The organism is Streptomyces sp. SAI-135, from assembly GCF_029893805.1.
In the GTDB taxonomy this organism is placed as follows: domain Bacteria; phylum Actinomycetota; class Actinomycetes; order Streptomycetales; family Streptomycetaceae; genus Streptomyces.
Genome location: NZ_JARXYP010000001.1, coordinates 371,989 through 389,886 on the forward strand (window position 1 = coordinate 371,989; position 17,898 = coordinate 389,886).

Sequence of the window (17,898 nt, forward strand, 5' to 3'; positions counted from 1 at the left end):
CCTCCGTTTGGACTCTCTGCATGCCCCTCCCTCTTGAGACCCGTCTCCCGGATGTGGTGCCGACCGATCTGGCCGAGATGTCCTACGGTGTCGAGCTGACCGTGTCGCCGGAGGCGCCCCTTGCGACAGGACGGCGCAGCCCAGAGTTGCGCGGGAGATGGCCGTCGCGGGTCGCGCATCTGCGGCGTCGATCGCCGACCGGCAGTACCGCGGGCGGGACGTCCTCAACAGGAGCCATGCCCCGGTCATCCAGGGCCAAGACGCGGAGGGGCCACTGACGGACAGCTTCCGGGGCGGCGCCGCTCATCGGATGGCGAGACGCTCGCCGCCCCGATCCAGCTGTCAGGTGCAACCGCACATGCCCTGACATCCGAGTCGAACCAAGCGTGGATCAGCGAGTCCGGTCAGCCAGTTGCAGACCTCGCCGGCCCGTCTGACCCCATTACCAAGCCAATTGAAGGACTCATCATGCGAATCCGTATCCCGCGTCGCGTCGCAATTGCCGCCGGCGCCCTCGCTCTGCTGGGTGCCGCCGCGGTCCCGGGTGTGGCGGCAGCGAGCGGTGAGAGTTCCGCTGCTTCGCCGAAGCCGACCGTCGTCCTCGTCCACGGAGCATGGGCGGACTCTTCCGGCTGGTCCCAGGTGGTGGAGCGGCTGCGCCACGACGGCTACCCCGTGCGAGCCATCGCCAACCCTCTGCAAGGGCTCACCAGCGACTCCGCCTACCTCTCCAGCTACCTGGCCACCATCCACGGCCCTGTGATCCTGGTCGGCCACTCCTACGGCGGCGCGGTGATCACCAACGCCGCGGCATCGGACCCCGACGTCAAGGCCCTGGTCTACGTCGCCGGCTTCATCCCGGTGCAGGGCGAGACCGTGGGCGACCTGGCCGCCAGGTCCTCGTCGCCCATCCCGCTGATCACGACGCCCGTTCCGGGCGGTGCGGATGTGTCCATCGACCCTGACCACTTCCGAGAGGTCTTCGCCGGCGACGTCGATCCGACCATCGCTGCCGACATGGCGGTCGCGCAGCGGCCGGCGAACACCAAGGCCGTCACCGACCCCAGTGCCGCTGAGGCGTTCCGCACGGTGCCCTCTTGGAGCCTGATCACCACCCAGGACCACGCGATCTCGCCCAACGTGCAGCAGTTCATGTCCCAGCGGGCCGGTGCGCACATTGAGCGAGTCGGCTCCTCCCACGATGTGATGGTCAGTCACCCTGGCGCCGTCACGCACATCATCGAGGATGCGGACCACGGCTCCAACTGAAACGGAATTTGACAGGACACGACACATTCCAGGCCGGACGCTTCTCCAAGCGCCGGGCGAGTGCCGTGGCGTAGACAAGACCCAGCCCGCGGTCTTGTCTACGCCGCCCACCCGCTGCCGCGTCGGCAGACCGCCGAGGCGGCAGCGGGACTGGCAACTGCTGACGAAATGAGCGACGGGGTCCGCTGAGCTCCCCCACTTCTTGAGGGATCGGATGGCCTGCGTCCGTACCGACTGACGTGGCTTCGACGATGCGGCGCATGTCCATCGCGGCCCGGGTATGCGGGGAGCGGTGGTGACGCGGGAAATGGTGGGGTTGAGCAGCACGACGCGGGGTACGGCCCGATATGCTTCTTGACCTGGAGCGCTCTCCGCTTAATTGATAAAGCCTCGGACGCCTCACCTCGCTAAAGCACGAGGTTAAACTCTGGCCGACTACAGTGATTCCTAATGCTGTCTGTCAAGCCGCGTGCGCGGTGGGTGGCATGAGTTCGTAGGTCCGTTCGTCGCGCAGGAGGGCCCACAGGACGTTGACGCGGCGGCGGGCCAGGGCGAGGACGGCCTGGATGTGACGCTTGCCTTCGGCTCGCTTGCGTTCGTAAAACCGGCGGGACTCATCGCAGTGGCGGATGCTGAACAAGGCAGAGATGTAGAAGACGCGTTGGAGTCCGCGGTTGTAGCGCCGTGGCCGGCGAAGACTGCCGCTGATCTTGCCGGAGTCGCGGGGAACAGGTGCGACGCCACCGAAGCCGGCGAGGCGGTCTGCGGTGCCGAAGGCGGTCATGTCGCCGCCGGTCGCGGCCAGGAACTCGGCGCCGAGGATGACCCCCAGGCCGGGCATGCTGGTGATCACTTCGAAGTCCCGATGTTCGCGAAAACAGGCCTCGATCGCCTTGTCGAGCTCGGCGATCTGTTGGTTGAGGGCCGTCACTTCCTGCGCGAGTGTGTGCACCATCTGAGCGGTGAGTTTCTCGCCGGGCAGGCTGGTGTACTGGCGTCCGGCAGCCTCCAGAGCGGTCTCGGCGAGCTGGTCGGCGCGCAGGACCTTGCGGTTGCGCAGCCAGGTCTCGAGCCGCTTTTTGCCTGCCCGGCGCAGGGAGGCTGGGGTCTGGTAGCCGGTCAGCAGCATGAGCGGGCCGGTGTTGGTGAGGTCCAGTGCCCGCTCCAGGCCCGGGAAGATGCCGGTCAGTTGGGCGCGGAGCCGGTTGACGGTGCGGGTGCGGTCGGCGACCAGGTCCGTTCGACGGCCGGTGAGGATCTTGAGGTCGGTGACAGTCTCGTCGTCGGCACGTAAGAGGTGCAGATCGCGGCGGATGCGGGCCTGGTCCGCAATGACAGCTGCGTCCTTGGCGTCGGTCTTGCCCTCGCCGCGGTAGCTCTCCGAGGCGCGGTGGATGGCCCGGCCGGAGATGTAGTGCACCGGCTGAGCGTGGTTGAACAGGAGCGTGATGACCAGAGCGGCCCCGCCGTCGGCCAGGTCAATGCCCCAGGCCACCTCCTCTCCCAAGGCCAGGACGTCAGTGAGGAGTTCGAGAAGTTCGGGTTCGTCGTTGGCGACGCGTCGGGACAGCAGCCGGTGGCCACTCTCGTCGATCGCGACGCAGTGATGATGGGTCTTGCCTGCATCAATGCCGGCCCAGATCATGGCCATGTGGTGCCTCCGTGCGGTGTGCTGCGGGCGCTTCCCGACGGACGACCTCGCTGTCGATTCCCTACTCAGCGATCATTCGCAATTCCTAATTGGCAGCCGATTCGTCGTGGGGCGCTGGGCGGCCAATCACTGAAAGCCACATACGGCAGAGCGTTTTGAACCACACCCGGCGCCCCTGGGCGGGTCAACCGTACGAGGAGCTCACCACATCCCGCAGAACAACGTAGGGAGCGTTTTCAACGGGACCACTGATCGGGTGACGCCGGTCAGGTCGAGGGGAGGACCGCAACGCACAATGCTCCCGTGCCGTTGGTGGAGGTGTTCGAAGTCTCAAACCATCGGCAAAGGAGCCCTGTTGGCTCCCTATCCTGCCGCACTCGACCTCCCGCATGCCCTCGTCGAGTGGGTCACGATGCTCGTCGTCACCCGTGAGGGTGACCGCAGGTGCAAACTCCCGCCGCACCAGCGGGCGCTCATCGCTTTGGTGTACCTGCGCCGCCACGACACCCTCGCTCGGATCGCGGCCGGTTTCGGGATATCCGTCGGCACCGCTCACGCGTACGTCACCGGCGTCACCGGCCTGCTCGCCGGCCGCGCGCCGGGCCTGCTCAAGACTCTGCGCGAGCGTGATCCGGAGTTCGTTTGGCTGGACGGAGCTCTCGCCGAATGCGACCGCGTCGGCGACAGCCGGGCCGATTACTCAGCCAAGCACCGCCGACATGGAGTGAACGTCCAGGTCGTCACCTACCCCGCGGGCGAGGTGCTGTGGATTTCTCCCGCGCTGCCGGGCCGCACCCACGACCTGACCGCAGCCCGCCTCCACCGCATCATCCGGATCTGCGAGCGTTAGGGCGTCCCGATCCTCGCCGACCGCGCCTACCAGTGCGCCGGCCCCTGGGTCACCACCGGACTCAAGCGGCCACCAGGCGGCGAGCTCACCCTCACCCAGCGCACCGTCAATCGGGCCCCGGCTGCAGCTCGGGCACCGGTCGAACGCGGCATGGCACGGCTGAAGTCCTGGCAGATCTTCCGCAGATCCCGCATCAGCCCGAACCGCATGCCCGTCATCGCCAAAGCTGTCTCACCCTGGAGAGGCAACGCTGAAAGACCTCAGTGTTGAAACGGGGAGGCCGCCTGCGCCTCGGAACAGCACCGGCACTGGACCGGCGTCTTCACAGACGGCCTTGGCTGGCTCGAAGCACTCCCGCACCCAGGCTGACCAGCTGCACTCCGTCCTTCGAGCAGCACCACGAGGGCCGGAGCTGTGAATTGGGCGTCTACCCGGTGCGTCAGTAGTGCAACCGGTCTGCCCATTCATAGAATTTCCGGCTCGAACAAGCGTGAGGGCCCGATAGCAAGGTGACGGGCCCTCACGGAGAATCGAGGTGAGGAAACGGTGGTCAGCTGTTGATTCTGTTCCAGATCTCACCATAGGCAGCGAGTTCGCTGAAACCTCCGTCGACCGGCAAGTCGATTCCGGTCACGAAGCTGGAGTCATCGCTTGCGAGGAAAAGTGCGGCCGAAGCCATCTCGTCCGCGTCTGCCGCACGGCCGAGGGCAGTCATGCTCACCAGACTCTTGAATAGGGTGCTTCCCGAATCCATCATCGGGGTGTCGACCACGCCCGGATGCATGGCGTTGACCCGAATCCCCTTCGTGGCGAGATCGATGGCCGCGGACTTGGTCATCCCTCGCACTCCCCACTTGGAGGAGGAGTATGCGGCGACAGGATGACCCATTATTCCTGCCGTGGATCCGATATTGATGATGCTTCCGCCGCCCGTCCGCTCCATCAAGGGCGCGCAGGCCTGCATACCGAGAAACTGTCCCGTCAGATTGACGTCGAGGATGCTGTTCCACGCCTCGAACGAAGTGGTGGTGAGTGAATGGCGGACATTGGTCCCGGCATTGTTGATGAGGATGTCGAGGCGACCTGTCTCCGCTTCGATCTCACTGATCACCCGGTTCCATTGCGCAGGGTCGGTGACATCGAGCACTTTGAAGTGAGCCTTGCCCCCAGCCGTGCGGATCTCCTCGGCAACCTTCTCGCCCTGTTCGGCGAGAAGATCGCACAGGTAGACGATCGCGCCCTCGCGGGCGAACCGACGTGCTTCGGCCTCGCCCTGGCCGCGGGCGCCTCCGGTGATGAGTGCGACCTTGCCTGCGAGCCGTGCACTCCCGCCAAGCGCCAGACGGCTGCGGTGCTCGCCGCCTGCTGTGGACAACTCCTGGACCGTGTCCACGGGATCGAGGAGGAGTGTGTCCACCCGTTCGATCTGCGACATGTCGAAGCCCGCCATGTCGCGCCGGAAGCCTTCACTTTCCATGTAGTCGCGGATGACCGCGCGGGGGTCGTCTCCGTCCTGAAAGCTGACCAGGGCGACGACGGCCTTCGGGTTTCCAGGCACCCGGGAGAACCCGTGTGTCACGACGTTGAACTCGGCCAGCGTCGCTATGTGAGCCTCCCACCGTTCCAGGTAGTCAGGTACGGCGGACTCCGATGCCAGATGGTACGTACGCTTTTGATAAACAGGCACTCTTTTTTCCTTTACTGCTTGCCCTGCTGAGCAGGATGAACCTTTCCTTGCAGCCGGTGGACTGGCCCGTCCTCGCCGAGATCGCTCAGTATCAGATGAAGGTGCACGTTGGCCTGGTCCAGGTGCATGCGGTCGATAGGGGCGAGCAGTCGCTCAATACTCGCATTGACACGAAAAGTCGCTTCCCGCGCCAACGCCATTCCCGTACCAGTGATGCGGATCATGCGGCCTCGCCGGTCCGAGGGCTCAAATTGGCGTTCGACGTAACCTTCACGCTGCAGTCGACGGAGAATATTGCTCAGGCCGCCTGTGGTCAGCAGCAGACCTTCCGAAAGCTGCCGCGGGCGAAGGCCGTCGGACTGCGCCGCGAGTGCGACGAGGACGTCGAACTCTGCGCGCGACAAGTGGCAGCTACCCGCAGCCGACACGACGACCCTGTCCAGCAGCGAGTGCAGTCGTCCGACGTGCTGAGCGAACTCGACGACGGGGCCGGGTGGTGGCGGTACCTCGATGGGATCGAACACTCTTCGAGAATAGCTCATCGAGAAAGCTTTCTCGATGCATGCAGGTGCAACCAATCTGGTCCCCGCGATGCGAAGTCGTGGGGCAGGTAGCGCCAGGGGATGCCAGCGCGTCGGCGTAGGGATGGTGTCCATGGTTCTGGCGCAGGTCGCGTTCGAGGGGCGGCCAGTTTGCAGGCCCCGGCGCTTACGCTCGGCCCGTGGGTCCGACCAGTTCTCAGCGCGCGTCGGACAGGTCGCTGGGACATGGGCGCTGTCGCGTCATGTTTCGGTACCGGGGTCGGGAGCGACACCGTCCCGGGGCGCAAACGGCTTCAATCAGGCGTGTCTGGATCAGGCGGGAGCGAATACACCGAAAGAGGCCGAAATCTGGCCTCTGTGGTCACACAGTCGTGGCAGGGTCCTCCAGTCTCAACGACCTCCTGGCGATCCGCCGCCTGAGCTCCATGGGACACCCTCATCCAGGATAAGAGCTCGTAACACGATCATGAATTGGCCTTCTTGAGACGCCTCCAGCCGATGAGGCTGCAGCCCAACGAGACGAACGCATGGTGGAGTTCGAGGCGTCGTTCCCATCGGATGGCAAGGCGTTTGAACTGAAGGAGCAGAGCGAAGGTCTATTCCACGACGTAGCGGAGCTTGCCCAGGCCCTTGATGTTTGGGGCGCCCTTTCGGGAGATCACGGGAAGGATCGGGCGGTGCCGTAGCTGTCGGCGTACGGCCTTGGAGTCGTACGCCTTGTCGCCCAGGACGGACTCGGGTCGCCGGCGTGGTCGGCCGGGCCGTCCGGCCACGGGCGGGATGCCGTCGACCAGGTCGAGGGTCTGGGTGATGTCGTTGACGTTGGCGGCGGTGGTGATGACGTGGAGCGGGTTGCCCTTGCCGTCGCAGATCAGGTGGTGTTTGCTGCCCGTCTTCCGTCGGTCGACCGGCGACGGGCCTGTCGCGGCTCCCCCTTTTTCGCGCGGACGTGAGAGCCGTCCACGCACGCGCGGAACCAGTCGAGTTCGCCGGCCGCGTTCAGCTCGGCGAGCAGGATGCGGTGCAACTGGTCGAAGACCCCGGCCTGCTGCCAGCGCTCCAGGCGCCGTCAGCACGTCTGTCCGGAGCCAAAGCCCAGCTCCAAGGGCAGGAGTTGCCAGGCTATGTCGTTGTAGAGGACATAGAGGATGCCCTGCAGGCAGAGCCTGTCCGCCACTGGCCGCGGCCCCGGTGACCGAGCGGGCCAAGGCGGCAGCAGCGGTTCGATCAGCGCCCACAGCGCGTCGTCCACGATCCACGGCCGAGTACTCACGCCACCACGAACGGTCGAGCTGCCAGACCCGTCACGCCCGACCAGTACATTTCAGAAGGGCAAAGGCTCAGAACTCATTGAGTCGGTGTATCCCAGGGACCACCGTCCGGGGATGGTCGCGCAGATCGCATCCAGATCGGCACGGGTGCGGCCCCGAGCATGGAGCCAGCTGTGGACGCCCAGGCCATCCTGCCGCAGCAGCTTGCCCGGCGCGGAGAACCAACGCACGGGGGAATCCTCCGGTCCCGTCCACATCGGGTAGTCCGGCAGCGGGACTTGCTGAAAATGCTCCGGCACCTTCCCAAGCAGGTCAGCAGGCAGCTCGCACGCGTTATACAGACGTCCCTCATTGCCGAACAGCGCCTCGCTCAATACGAGTTCGACGCAGGCCAGGGACACTCGATCCATGAACGGCACCCAATCGTGCTGTGCCAGAACGAGCACCGGCGGATCTTCCTGGCCAAGGTCGGCAAGGCGCACACCCCACAAGGCACATCCCTGGTTCTCGCTGCGGAACACGAGAACACCGCCGCACTCGTCGTGCACGAACATCTCGTGCGGCAGCAGCAAGGGGTCCTGGTTACTGACCAAGTCGGGACGGATCCCTACGAGTGCATAGAACTTATGCAGCGCGGCTGGCAGCGAACGACCGAACGTCGCCTCGGCCCGAGCCAGCTCTGCCGTAAGAGAGTCGCCGCCGACCAAGGGCTCGCCCCAAGCGGCAGCAAAGCTGCGGATGAACGCCCAGGCCTGGTCATGTTTGCAGACCCCGCCATCCAGAGCCTCGGCCACGTCGAAGCTGCCACTCATGCCACGAACATACGGGAAGCCCATGCCCCAACATCACGTAGTCTCGAGGCTGCCGCCCAAGATCGTGTTATGACCTCTTACGGACGTCGGACACACGGGTACGACCTTGTAGGCTCTCTCGCCTGGAAAGTGCTCTTTCCCTCGCAACGTACAGGAACCTCGCCAAGTCCTGTCGGCGCAGGTCAAACCACTTTCTGTGTGTCTGATCAGCCTGCGACAGACCACCTCATGAAAGCGCCGGCCAGCCGACCAAGACTCCTTGGCGAAGATCCGGTCCCATCAGGGGGATGCCGCCGGATGCACCTGACGGCACTCCTGGACCACACCGCTCTGCCCCCTGTCCCGCGCCGACCCTTTCTTCACCGGCTTGGCGTTGAGTCGTTACTCCGGTATGGGGATAGTGGAACGACTCGTGCCTGATGAGTTGTGGGAGAACTTCCTGAACGTGGCGCCGCAGCCACCAGCTCGTGTGCAGGGTGGAGGCCGTCGTCGATGCGATGACCGCGCGGTGCCGGCCACGATCATCTTCGTAGCCACCTCGGGGTGCACCTGGCGTCAGTTACCTCCAGTCTTCGCCGCCTCCTGGCAGACGGTCCATCACCGCTTCACGTACTGGTCGATGGATCGAGTGTGGGCCAAACCGCATCGCGTCATCCTGGATCAGCTCGGCTCGAGCGGAGAGTTGGACTGGTCGCGGTGCGCGATCGACTCAGCGAGCGTGCGCGCGGTCAAAGGGGGCTTTTGACCGGACCGAATCCGATCGATCGCGGCAAGCTGGGATCGAAGATTCACGTCATCTGCGACCGCAACGGCTTGCCCCTGCCCGTGGGCATCCCGGGTGCCAATCTCCACGACAGCCAGGCTCTGATCCCGCTCATGCGCGGCATACCGCCGATTCGCTCCCGGTTCGGGCCGCGCCGCCGAAGGCCGGCCAAACTGCACGCAGACAAGGGCTACGACTTCGACCACTTGTGCAACTGGCTACGGCGACGACAGATAGTGCCTCGCATTGCTCGCCGCGGCGTCGAGTCGTCGGCTCATTTTGGGGCGGCATCGCTGGCTGGTTGAGCGCGCGATGTCGTGGCTGAACGGTTGCCGTCGACTGCATCGTCGCTACGAGCGGAAGGCTGAACACTTCCTCGCCTTCGTTGGATTGGCCAGTGCCCTCATCTGCTACCGCCGGTGTACACAAAGCGGGCATCCGTGAAGACGGCCAGGGAGAACGGCGAGGTAGCGTGACGGGAACGGGAGGGGCAGGAATGAGCGCGGTGTGGGCGGCGACGGCACTGGAGACCGGATGGTTCTCAGGACTCGAACGGCACTCGACCGTCCAGGAACTGATGGCCTACATCAAGGCCCTCAGTACTGGTCTCGGCCAGGGATACCTTGAGATCCGGCGGCCAGACGGTGATCTCCCCTACTTGGCTCTGGGCTTCAAAGCAGATCATGCTGTCCTCCACCTCTTCGACAACCATGGCGGGGTGTCCCTTCATGTCGGCGATGATTCCGCGGCCCCGGCGCCGAGGTCGAAGTGGTGATCATGGACGAACTGTACGCGTTCACCGCAGACGTCGCGCTGACTATCGATCATGCCGCGGACATCGTTCTCGACTTCATCCAGACAGGAGAACCTGGCGTGCCGAGCAATTGGTACGAGTTGTAGGAATGGATCGATCGCCAACTGAGACATCGTCTTAACCAGATTTTCTCCCTGGTGTCGGTCACTTTTGTGCTCGTAGGTGGTCTTGGGCCCGTTCTTCCAGGAGAGCCACGCCCAATAGCTCGCCTGCCACGGCTCCGTAGCGGTCGAGTGCCTCCCTGTGGAGACGCTCCACAGTCTGGGCAACCTCATGCGGCGTGCCGAGTTCTCGTGCGTAGGCGGTGATGGTGTCGAGCTGGGCATGGATGCGGTCGAGTTCATATGAGGCCAAGTAGTCCCCAGCGAATAGAGCTGGCAGGTCGTGGCGGATGAAACTAGTCGCAGCGGCGCTGCCTTGCAGGACTTCGCGCAGTACAACGAGATCGATACCTGCACGCTTGGCCAGGAGCAGCGCCTCCGCGGTGGCTATGGCCTGACCGAACCACAGCAGGTTCACAAGGAGTTTGGCTGTGTACCCAGCCCCAGGGCCGCCGAGGTAGTGCAACTTCTCCGGGTCCGCAATGGTTGTCAGCAGGGAGCGGCACCGTTCGGCCACGTCGGGGTCACCGGCCGTGAATACCGTCAGTTTTCCCTCTGCGGCGTCTTGCGGATTTCCGCCCAGCGGGGCCTCTAGGACGTCTACGGACCAGGCGCGCGCTCGTTCCTGCGCAAGGGCAGCCTCCTGAGGTGCGTTGCTCGTCATATCGATCCACACGGCATTTGCCGCAAGAACACTCAGCACCGACTGGTCCACGGACTTATTTACTGCGCCGGAATCGGGCAGGACTGTGATGAGGACATCAGCGTCGAACGCAGCTCCCGCAGCAGTGTCGTTCCAGACTGCGCCGACCCGGTGTGCTGAGCTCTTCAGCTCTTCACGGCTGTCGTGAGCACGGACGGCGTAGCCGGCCTGTACAAGCTTGGCGCAGATCGGGGTCCCCATGCGCCCGAGGCCGATGAGTGCGACTACTTGCATGGTCTGTTCCTTTGTCCGACTGGCACAAGCGACCGTCCAGGATAGGTGCGGGCCAGCGTCCGGCAGTGCCGTGGTAGGCGCCGCGCTGCTCTGCACGTTCCTGTTGGCGCCAACAACTGAGAACAACAGGTCCATACCTGTGAGGCAAGACACAGTGCTTGGCGATGCAGTCGAGACGGGCGCACCCGCCTTACAAACACATCCCGCCCTGGGCGGCACCCTGGTGGCCGTCGCCAGTGTTTGCCTCGTCGTCAGCATCAACGCCGGCACCTTGGGCTTCAGCACCCTGATCCTGCTCCTGTGTGGGCCGTCATCGCCGCCTGGGCGGTGCAGGGCCTGCTGGTCTTCGGCGCCCAACTACCCCTGCCGACGAGCGTTGTCGTCAAGGCCCACGACAGCACGGGCTACGGCACCGTCGAGTCCGCACTCGGCGCGGGCGCGATCGTCGGCGGCCTCCTCGACCTTCGCATACGGCCGTCACAGCCGCTGACCGCCGGCCTACTGGCCATGATGCTCTACGGTCTGCCTCCCCCCGGCGGCGGCTGCGGGGTATTCCGTGCCGGTGCTCGCGGCGAGCTCGGCCGCCGCCGGCCTGGGCTGGTCCTTCTTACCCCTCATGTAGGCCACGCCACTGCAGACCTATGTGCCCCGAACAGGCACCAAACCGGGTGTACGCGTACGACATCGCTGGCTAGGTGCTGCACAGGATGCGGCTGCGGTAGACATGACCCTGCCGAGTGGAGCTGGGGGCGCGCAGTTGCAGCCGCAGGTGGTCCATATGACACGCGACCCTCAATGCTGACCGGCCGGCAACTCCCGGCACGCGCCCACACCGCGTCGAAGTCGCAGACCAGCCGCGCGACCTCCCACGGGTGCGGCACCACGCTGCGGTCGAGGACGAGCACCAAGTCGCCAGGGACGTCGTCGGTCATCCGAACATGGGCCCACTGCCGCGATCAGCGTGCCGAGGGTCGATCGCCTCGTCCTCAGCGGCGGCTGCATCCCACGCCATAGAGGGCGGGGCGAGGTGGAAACACACCCTCCGCGGAAACCGCCGGTTCTTGGCAAAAGACGCCGGTCCGCCCTGGCGGCGAACCGACTTCTCTTGCCCTGCTGCGCAGGAACTTCGTTTCCTCCTCGGACTGAAGGCCGGGGTATCCACGGAGGAAGGCCGCGATGAAGGTGACCGCGCACCCGACCCGGCGGGCCCTCCCACTCGGGCGCCGCGACGGCATCATCCTGGACGGCCCGGACATGGTCGTCGAGGTCGTCGGGGACGGCAGCTTCAAAGAAGTGGTCGAATTGGTTCGTGCACTTCCTGAGGTGAGCGCCGAAGTCCGAACTGATTGGCGTCTCCGGGCGCCTCCACATGCAGCGCCCGGAGAAATCCCGCCGGTGTGTCAGCGGCATGAGCACCTCGGCTCATCGAGTCGCGGTCCAGCGGCTCGCCGGGAACCCACGCCGTCACGGTCCAGTGCTTGGAAAAGCGCGCGTAGCTTGGCCAGTCCCCGGATCCGCATGCCAGTCGCACCGACCAAGACGAGCGCGGGCTGCAGCTCGTGGCCGCCCTGCTCCGCGGTCGATACGGGCGGCTGGTAGGTCACGAGTACCTGACGTCGAGAACCCATTTTCTAAGCCTCCGGGAGCAGGTATCGCGGGTTGCGGCAGCTCTCTCGTGGATGCGCCCCGCGTTTCTCCATGCCGGGCCAATCGTTAACGGGGACATGGCGAAGGACGGGCCCGGGGCGGGCGTTGCTCGATTGGCGGGCGCGTACTGGCTTCAGGGCGAGGATGGCGACTGTGCCCAGTGTGGCGAGTTGTTCGGCTTCTGCGGTCTGGCTGGGGCCGCGGAGGTCGCGGTGCAGAAAGAGCGTGCTGGGCGACGTGCGGGTGTCCTGGCGGAGTGGATGGCACGGGTGCGGGTGGTCATAGTGCCGGTGGCGGCAGTCGTGGTGGCCTGCGCCATGGTGGCGGTCGTGCTGTGACTGGGCGTCTGGCGTAATCGGCGGTGAAGATATCTCAAGCGGGCGCCGACATGCGGGGGGCCGAACCCGTAGACGGCCAGGAGAGTGACGCCGGCGGCCGCCGCCCCTGTGGTCGGCGTGGGACGACGGCCGCCGGCGCGACGACCTGTTCGGCTCCCCTTCCATGGAGCCCTCGCGCGGGGACGTCCTCGCGGCCTTTAGGCGTGCGGGAGTTCGTCCCACCTCGAAAATGGCTGCGGGAATGAGGGCGGGGGCTTGCGGGCAACCCCCCAGCGACGTCCTTACGGGAGTGCGGGCCCGGCCGACGGAGAGTGGGTTGTCGTGCAGGCGCGGGGGCCGGGCGCGGGCTCGGAACACGCCTCCCACCTGCGCTGTCACCGGGCGGGTAACCGGGTTTCCGGAGCGGAATCCTAAGCCGTTTCCCGGCGATGCGAGAGGGTCGAATTCGGTCGGCTTAGATTGGGCTTGGCTTTGTCACCTTCCGTGGACGTCATTGTCAGCGCGTCAGGGATTACACAGCGGACTGATCGCTGGCGCGAGTGTATTCCCAGGGGTGAAGGGCTGAGTAGAACGGCCGGGGTGGGGCAGGGAACCGCCAGGCTCTCGTCGAGATCCCGCGCCGGGCTCCAAGTGAGCCAGTTGGGAGAACGTGGTGGCTGATCCCTCCGTCGAGACGATTACCTCCGGGCGTTGCCTGGTCGCGAGGGTCAGCGGCGAGATGGACTACGTGTCCGCCCCGGTCTTCCGTCCAAAATTCGAGGAACTGATCGCGTGGGATGACCGCTTCATCGTGCTGGACCTGTCCGGGGTCTCGTTCTGCGACTCCGCCGGGCTGAACGTGCTGATCGGAGCGTGGCGACAGGCGGATGCGGGCGGGGCCTTGCTCGTACTGGCGTGTGTGCCCGCGTCGTTGCGGCGGGTCCTTCAGATGACCGGGGCGGATCAGCTTCTGCGGGTCTATGACGCGGTCATCGATGCAGAAGCCGTCTTCGGCGGCTGACACCCGCCACCGGCAGCAAGTTCCACGAGCGCGCGAACGCGGAAGCCGACTTCCGCGGTGTGTCTAAGAGCACAAGCCGCCGCCAACCAACCCCGGCAGGCACCCACATGACGGCATCAACACCCTGCGCCGATGGAAGGCCAGGCAACCGGACCTGCTGCCACCATCCCCGAGCGACACCGCACCGCCACCCCGCGCGAAGGCCCGCGTCACCGTGACTGCCCTCCTACTCGCCGCCCCCCGGTCATGACCTGCGGCCAGCTGGACGGACCGATGTACCGGCGGCGGCCATCCGTCATCCGGTGGCGGGCCACTCTTCGTCCTTGGCACCGGCGGTCTGTTCATGTTCCGATCGAGCGGCCTCGAACACGCGGCGCCAGGACGTGACCAGAGGGCGCCGCCGTAGAAGAGCCCTCCGTTCGCGCTCGGTCATCCCACCCCAGATGCCGTGCTCAATGCGCAGGTCGAGGGCGTAGGCAAGGCACTCGGTGCGCACCGGGCAGCCGGTGCAGATGGCCTTGGCCTTGTTCTGCGCCGCGCCTTCGACGAACAGCTCGTCGGGATCGGCGGTTCGGCAGGCCGCGTACTCACTCCAGTCCTGATCATCCCCGGCCACCCCGATGCCGTCCTCTCCCTGGTTCGGCCCCCTGCCCTCCCCCGGCAGGCTCAGTCCAACCACGGTACGGCACGAACACGGGGCGCAGGAGATCACGGAGTGACGGCAAAACACTCGGGTGACAGGGGCACGGCTGGGGTCGGTGGTGCTTGGCGTCTCAACAGGTGGCGGAGCAGCCGGGCAACGCCGGAGCGGTGCCTCGCCCGCACGGTGCTGATCCGTCGCTGGATCGCGGCGCACATCTCGGCCCGCTCCGGCTTTACCGGGTAGTCGAAGCGGTCATGGCACGGTCGGAAGGTGGCGGTGTTGTCCGGGGCTTCACCGGGATCAGGCCGAGACTTTTGCCGCTGGGCAAGGTCACAAGGTCGGACTCCGCTTCGTGCGGGACACCGCTTTCCCCGGGAGCGCCTCAACGATCGGGGTTTCGGGACGGTCTCAGCGGTAGCGCTCGACGAGCGTGTCGCCGATCGAGGCCAGGTGGTGTCGCACACCCGGAGGGCCGGTCACCTCGAGCCATTCGACCAGTCCGGCGAGCTCGCCTGCGAGCGTGTACGCGTCGCGTCCGCGGATGGCGACCTCGACGCGGCCGTCGGTCGTGGTGCCTCCCACTTCGAGTCGATCGCCGAGTCCGATCCGGAGTATGCCGATGCCGTCGGGTGTGCAGAGGGCCTGGATCTCCAGAGGCGTTCGTCTGCGGTCGACCTCGTCCGCGATCTCGCGCCAGCTCCTGGCGAGGTCGAAGTCCTCGGGCCGGTTCACCGGATCGTCCGTCGCATCGGCGGACGACACGCGGTCGATCCCGGAAGGTCCGCCGGCCGGCCTCGGTATGGGTGACGAGGTACCAGGCCGGACCCTTTGCGACGATGCCCAGCGGATGGACGGTTCTGCGCGTCTCGGCGCCTTGGCCGTCAACGTAGCCGAGCCGCACCTGGACGCCGCGGACCACCGCGTTCTGGACTTCGTCCCCACCCTCATGATCTACGGCGACTACCGGGACCTGGTCGCGAGGTCCGAGAATCTGACCGAGTTCGTCCCCAACGGGGAAGTGGTCAGCATGGACTGCGGCCACCGGATCCAGCAGGCAAAGCCCGAAGAAACGAACCGAGCGATCACGAAATGACGGCACAGCAAGACCGGCCGTACAGGCGGGCTGTCTCGCGCGTAATCGCTGGTGAGCTGCGCACGGCATGTTCGGACGCTCAGCCTGGGCGCCTTGGGTTTGGGCTGGGCCGGGCTAGGAGTCAGGGGCTGCGCCCGCCTCTGGTCGAGTGATGCCCCGCCCCGGAGGACGCAGCGGTTTTCGGCTGGTGACAGAGCGGATGCGGTTCCTCCGCTGGCGATCGGGTAGCACGAACTGGATTGGTGTCAAAGGCTGGGAGGCCTTATGGACCCCGCGCTCTTAGCTCTGGCTTCCGCAGGTGGTGCCGCTCTGGTGCAGGCCATGGCCACGGATGCCTGGACAGCTGTACGGGACGGCGCTGCCCGGGTGTTGGGACGCGGTGACGCCGACCGGGAGTCGCGTGCTCTGGAACGCCTGGACCTTTCGCACAACCTGGTGAGCCAATCGGATCTTGAGGGCGAGGCACCAGTACGTGCAGCGGAGAGCGCCAGGTGGTCTGAGCGACTTGAGGTGTTGCTGGACGAGCACCCGGACCAAGTCGAGGAGGTCAGGTCCCTGGTCGTTCTGATGCGCGACGCGCTCGGCGAGCCCCTGCCGGGCAGTGGACTCACGCAGCACATCTCCGCCGGACGAGACGCGTACGTAGCGGGCCGTGATCAATCGCTGGATATGCGTCGTCCTGCCGGGGACAGCCACGACTGACGTGATCATGGAGCAGAGACTTGATCAACACATGGAGTCGCGCCGTGACGTCTACGGAGCCGGCCGAGACCTCTACCTGACCCTCGGCCAGCCGGACGGAGGAGTTACCGCACGGCACTCACGATCGTCAGCCGCTTACGACCGCAGTCGTCCCTTGTTCATCCAGTACCTCAATCCTGAAGTCCTGTCCTGCTACGGATTCTCCTTCAGTAACGAGAATGCAACCCGCATTCTCGAAGACTCCTTACGGGCGACAAGACTGGCGGCACTGCTCACAGATGCACAGCTGGTTTTCCCGGCATCGTACATCTTCGAGGTTCCTCGCTTCCATGTTTTTCTTCAGGACATATCGACACTCATCACGTCGGGGAATGTGTCCTATGTAGCTCCGGTTGCAGATCTCAATGAGTATCGGGAAACCAAGGCCAAGGAATATCGGAACGATTCAACCCATCGCTATGACGGGAAGATGGGGGCGACTGTACAAAAGAACCTCGTCTGGCAGCCGCGAATCGGGACTGCTACTGCATCAGACATAGCCACCCATTGGCGCACCTCCCTGGATGAGAACGGCCTTCTCTGGCGGATGATCCCGACCGTATCCTCGAGGTGGACCGGTAGCAAGGAGAATCCGGAGGAGGTTCTTCGTGCGATCCCCGAGCGCCTCGATGGCCAGGCTTTCATAGGCAGGTTTGTACAGAAGGTCCTGCCAGTTGGTTTAACGCCGGGTGAGTCGACACGCATCAACATGGTGATCTCGCGGTCCTACCTGCTGAGCTACCTCACCGACCTGCGCGCGAACATGCTGGTGGACTTCTCGCATGCAGACCTGTCGTGCGGCTTACTGGAGGATCCTGATCACCCGAACTTCTTCCTGCTCTCCGCAAGGAGATTCGATCTTGCGCTGCGATGGATCGGGCTGCACTCCTACGTGCACCGTGTCGCCACCTGGAACGCCCTCCTTTCGCTGCGATCAATGCCCGAGTTCGGCGAGCTGACAAGCGTTCTTTATGCCCGACGAGAGGAAAATTCGTTCAGAACCGCTGTCATACGGACAAGAAGGGGTGCGCAACTTGACAATGCTGCCACCTTAACTCAGGCGAAACGGAATGTCGCCGCCGTGGCCTCGCAGTTGTGCTAGCGTAGCGGCGAACTCGACTGAAAGGCTCTTGCATATGACGCCGATTTCCGTATATTGTTCGGGATCGATTGTCAAAGGATCGACGGACGATAAAAAGCTGTGCTGGACGGACACCGAAAAGGAGGAGGTGCAACAAGGTGCGGACCCCTATGAGATCGTCTTCCTGAACCCAGACGACCCGATCACTGATCCCGGGAATGTGCTCGGGCAGTTCGGACGGGACATGTATCAGGTGATGGTGGCGGACGCCGTAATCGTGGACGCGCGTGAACGACGGGGGCTCGGCGTCGGTGTTGAGATGGCGGCGGCGGCGATCATGGGAACTCCGATCATTGTCGTGGCACCACGCAATTCCAAGTACCGCTCGGATGAGCTCCACTATCGCGGAGTAGTGGTAAAAGACTACGTACATCCGCATGTGGCAAGCCTGGCAACATCAGTAGTTGACGATTTCATGGCGGCTGGGAACGTACTGGCGAAGATCAGAGGTGAGAAAAAGATGGCGTCGGAGCCCTATCCGGACTGGCTCGATTCCGCCATCACGGAGTATCGCAGGAACGTCTTCCGGCACGACTCTCCCATGGTCACCGCCGGGAGAAGGCTCGGTTGGGGAGAGGAATAGGGCACGACGAGAGGG

At 64.9% G+C, this 17,898-nt stretch carries 15 protein-coding genes and 5 pseudogenes; 10 read left to right on the forward strand and 10 right to left on the reverse strand.

All coding sequences use genetic code 11. The features are described 5' to 3' along the window. Positions 1-468 precede the first annotated feature (468 nt). The gene (locus M2163_RS01805; RefSeq protein WP_280854847.1) at positions 469-1,269 is read left to right on the forward strand and encodes an alpha/beta hydrolase; all 801 of its coding nucleotides are present in this window, start codon (positions 469-471) and stop codon (positions 1,267-1,269) included. A 460-nt stretch (positions 1,270-1,729) separates the two neighbouring features. Here M2163_RS01805 and M2163_RS01810 read toward each other — a convergent pair whose 3' ends face one another. Continuing rightward, positions 1,730-2,920 (reverse strand): IS110 family transposase, encoded by a 1,191-nt coding sequence (locus tag M2163_RS01810; RefSeq protein ID WP_280854845.1) that lies wholly within the window; start codon positions 2,918-2,920, stop codon positions 1,730-1,732. 355 nt (positions 2,921-3,275) lie between these two features. Between M2163_RS01810 and M2163_RS01815 the strand changes: the two are divergent. Then, a pseudogene (locus tag M2163_RS01815) lies at positions 3,276-4,024 on the forward strand (transposase family protein). 296 nt (positions 4,025-4,320) lie between these two features. Here M2163_RS01815 and M2163_RS01820 read toward each other — a convergent pair. The 4 genes and pseudogenes from M2163_RS01820 to M2163_RS01835 all read right to left on the reverse strand — a co-directional run bounded on the left by M2163_RS01820 (position 4,321) and on the right by M2163_RS01835 (position 8,082). Continuing rightward, on the reverse strand, positions 4,321-5,457 hold the full coding sequence (locus tag M2163_RS01820) for a glucose 1-dehydrogenase (RefSeq protein ID WP_280854844.1): 1,137 nt from the start codon (positions 5,455-5,457) through the stop codon (positions 4,321-4,323). Positions 5,458-5,468: 11 nt separating this feature from the next. Continuing rightward, complete coding sequence (locus tag M2163_RS01825) at positions 5,469-5,981, reverse strand: MarR family transcriptional regulator (RefSeq protein ID WP_280854843.1); 513 nt, start codon at positions 5,979-5,981, stop codon at positions 5,469-5,471. A gap of 482 nt (positions 5,982-6,463) precedes the next feature. After that, positions 6,464-7,272 (reverse strand): annotated as a pseudogene (locus M2163_RS01830) (IS5 family transposase). A 51-nt stretch (positions 7,273-7,323) separates the two neighbouring features. Continuing rightward, complete coding sequence (locus tag M2163_RS01835) at positions 7,324-8,082, reverse strand: SMI1/KNR4 family protein (protein WP_280892943.1); 759 nt, start codon at positions 8,080-8,082, stop codon at positions 7,324-7,326. A gap of 391 nt (positions 8,083-8,473) precedes the next feature. Between M2163_RS01835 and M2163_RS01840 the strand changes: the two are divergent. Continuing rightward, positions 8,474-9,289 (forward strand): annotated as a pseudogene (locus M2163_RS01840) (IS5 family transposase). Positions 9,290-9,386: 97 nt separating this feature from the next. Here M2163_RS01840 and M2163_RS01845 read toward each other — a convergent pair. Further along, complete coding sequence (locus M2163_RS01845; protein WP_280854840.1) at positions 9,387-9,575, reverse strand: hypothetical protein; 189 nt, start codon at positions 9,573-9,575, stop codon at positions 9,387-9,389. 47 nt (positions 9,576-9,622) lie between these two features. Between M2163_RS01845 and M2163_RS01850 the strand changes: the two genes are divergently transcribed. After that, entirely contained in the window at positions 9,623-9,745 is a 123-nt protein-coding gene (locus M2163_RS01850; RefSeq protein WP_280854839.1) for a hypothetical protein, read from the forward strand. A 58-nt stretch (positions 9,746-9,803) separates the two neighbouring features. On the opposite strand, the gene M2163_RS01855 is transcribed toward M2163_RS01850, so the two are convergent. Both M2163_RS01855 and M2163_RS01860 read right to left on the reverse strand, forming a co-directional pair. Beyond that, positions 9,804-10,955, reverse strand: a complete 1,152-nt coding sequence (locus tag M2163_RS01855; RefSeq protein WP_348541527.1) for an NAD(P)-dependent oxidoreductase — start codon at positions 10,953-10,955, stop codon at positions 9,804-9,806. 918 nt (positions 10,956-11,873) lie between these two features. Further along, positions 11,874-12,207: pseudogene (locus tag M2163_RS01860) on the reverse strand (aminoglycoside phosphotransferase); the annotation flags it as partial. 349 nt (positions 12,208-12,556) lie between these two features. Between M2163_RS01860 and M2163_RS01865 the strand changes: the two are divergent. Continuing rightward, positions 12,557-12,682, forward strand: coding sequence for a hypothetical protein (locus M2163_RS01865; protein WP_280854836.1), 126 nt, complete (start codon positions 12,557-12,559; stop codon positions 12,680-12,682). 652 nt (positions 12,683-13,334) lie between these two features. After that, positions 13,335-13,682, forward strand: a complete 348-nt coding sequence (locus M2163_RS01870) for an STAS domain-containing protein (protein ID WP_280854835.1) — start codon at positions 13,335-13,337, stop codon at positions 13,680-13,682. A 295-nt stretch (positions 13,683-13,977) separates the two neighbouring features. Here the strand turns inward: M2163_RS01870 and M2163_RS01875 are convergent, their stop codons facing one another. Both M2163_RS01875 and M2163_RS01880 read right to left on the reverse strand, forming a co-directional pair. Then, positions 13,978-14,346 (reverse strand): WhiB family transcriptional regulator, encoded by a 369-nt coding sequence (locus M2163_RS01875; RefSeq protein ID WP_280893134.1) that lies wholly within the window; start codon positions 14,344-14,346, stop codon positions 13,978-13,980. Positions 14,347-14,733: 387 nt separating this feature from the next. Next, a pseudogene (locus tag M2163_RS01880) lies at positions 14,734-15,262 on the reverse strand (WYL domain-containing protein); the annotation flags it as partial. Here M2163_RS01880 and M2163_RS01885 point away from each other — a divergent pair. The 4 genes from M2163_RS01885 to M2163_RS01900 all read left to right on the forward strand — a co-directional run bounded on the left by M2163_RS01885 (position 15,173) and on the right by M2163_RS01900 (position 17,883). Continuing rightward, complete coding sequence (locus tag M2163_RS01885; protein WP_280893148.1) at positions 15,173-15,418, forward strand: alpha/beta hydrolase; 246 nt, start codon at positions 15,173-15,175, stop codon at positions 15,416-15,418. The pseudogene M2163_RS01880 and the gene M2163_RS01885 overlap by 90 nt on opposite strands. Positions 15,419-15,682: 264 nt before the next feature. Then, complete coding sequence (locus tag M2163_RS01890) at positions 15,683-16,120, forward strand: hypothetical protein (RefSeq protein ID WP_280854834.1); 438 nt, start codon at positions 15,683-15,685, stop codon at positions 16,118-16,120. Positions 16,121-16,127: 7 nt separating this feature from the next. Beyond that, complete coding sequence (locus tag M2163_RS01895) at positions 16,128-17,261, forward strand: hypothetical protein (RefSeq protein WP_280892944.1); 1,134 nt, start codon at positions 16,128-16,130, stop codon at positions 17,259-17,261. 34 nt (positions 17,262-17,295) lie between these two features. After that, complete coding sequence (locus M2163_RS01900) at positions 17,296-17,883, forward strand: hypothetical protein (protein ID WP_280892945.1); 588 nt, start codon at positions 17,296-17,298, stop codon at positions 17,881-17,883. Positions 17,884-17,898: the final 15 nt, after the last annotated feature.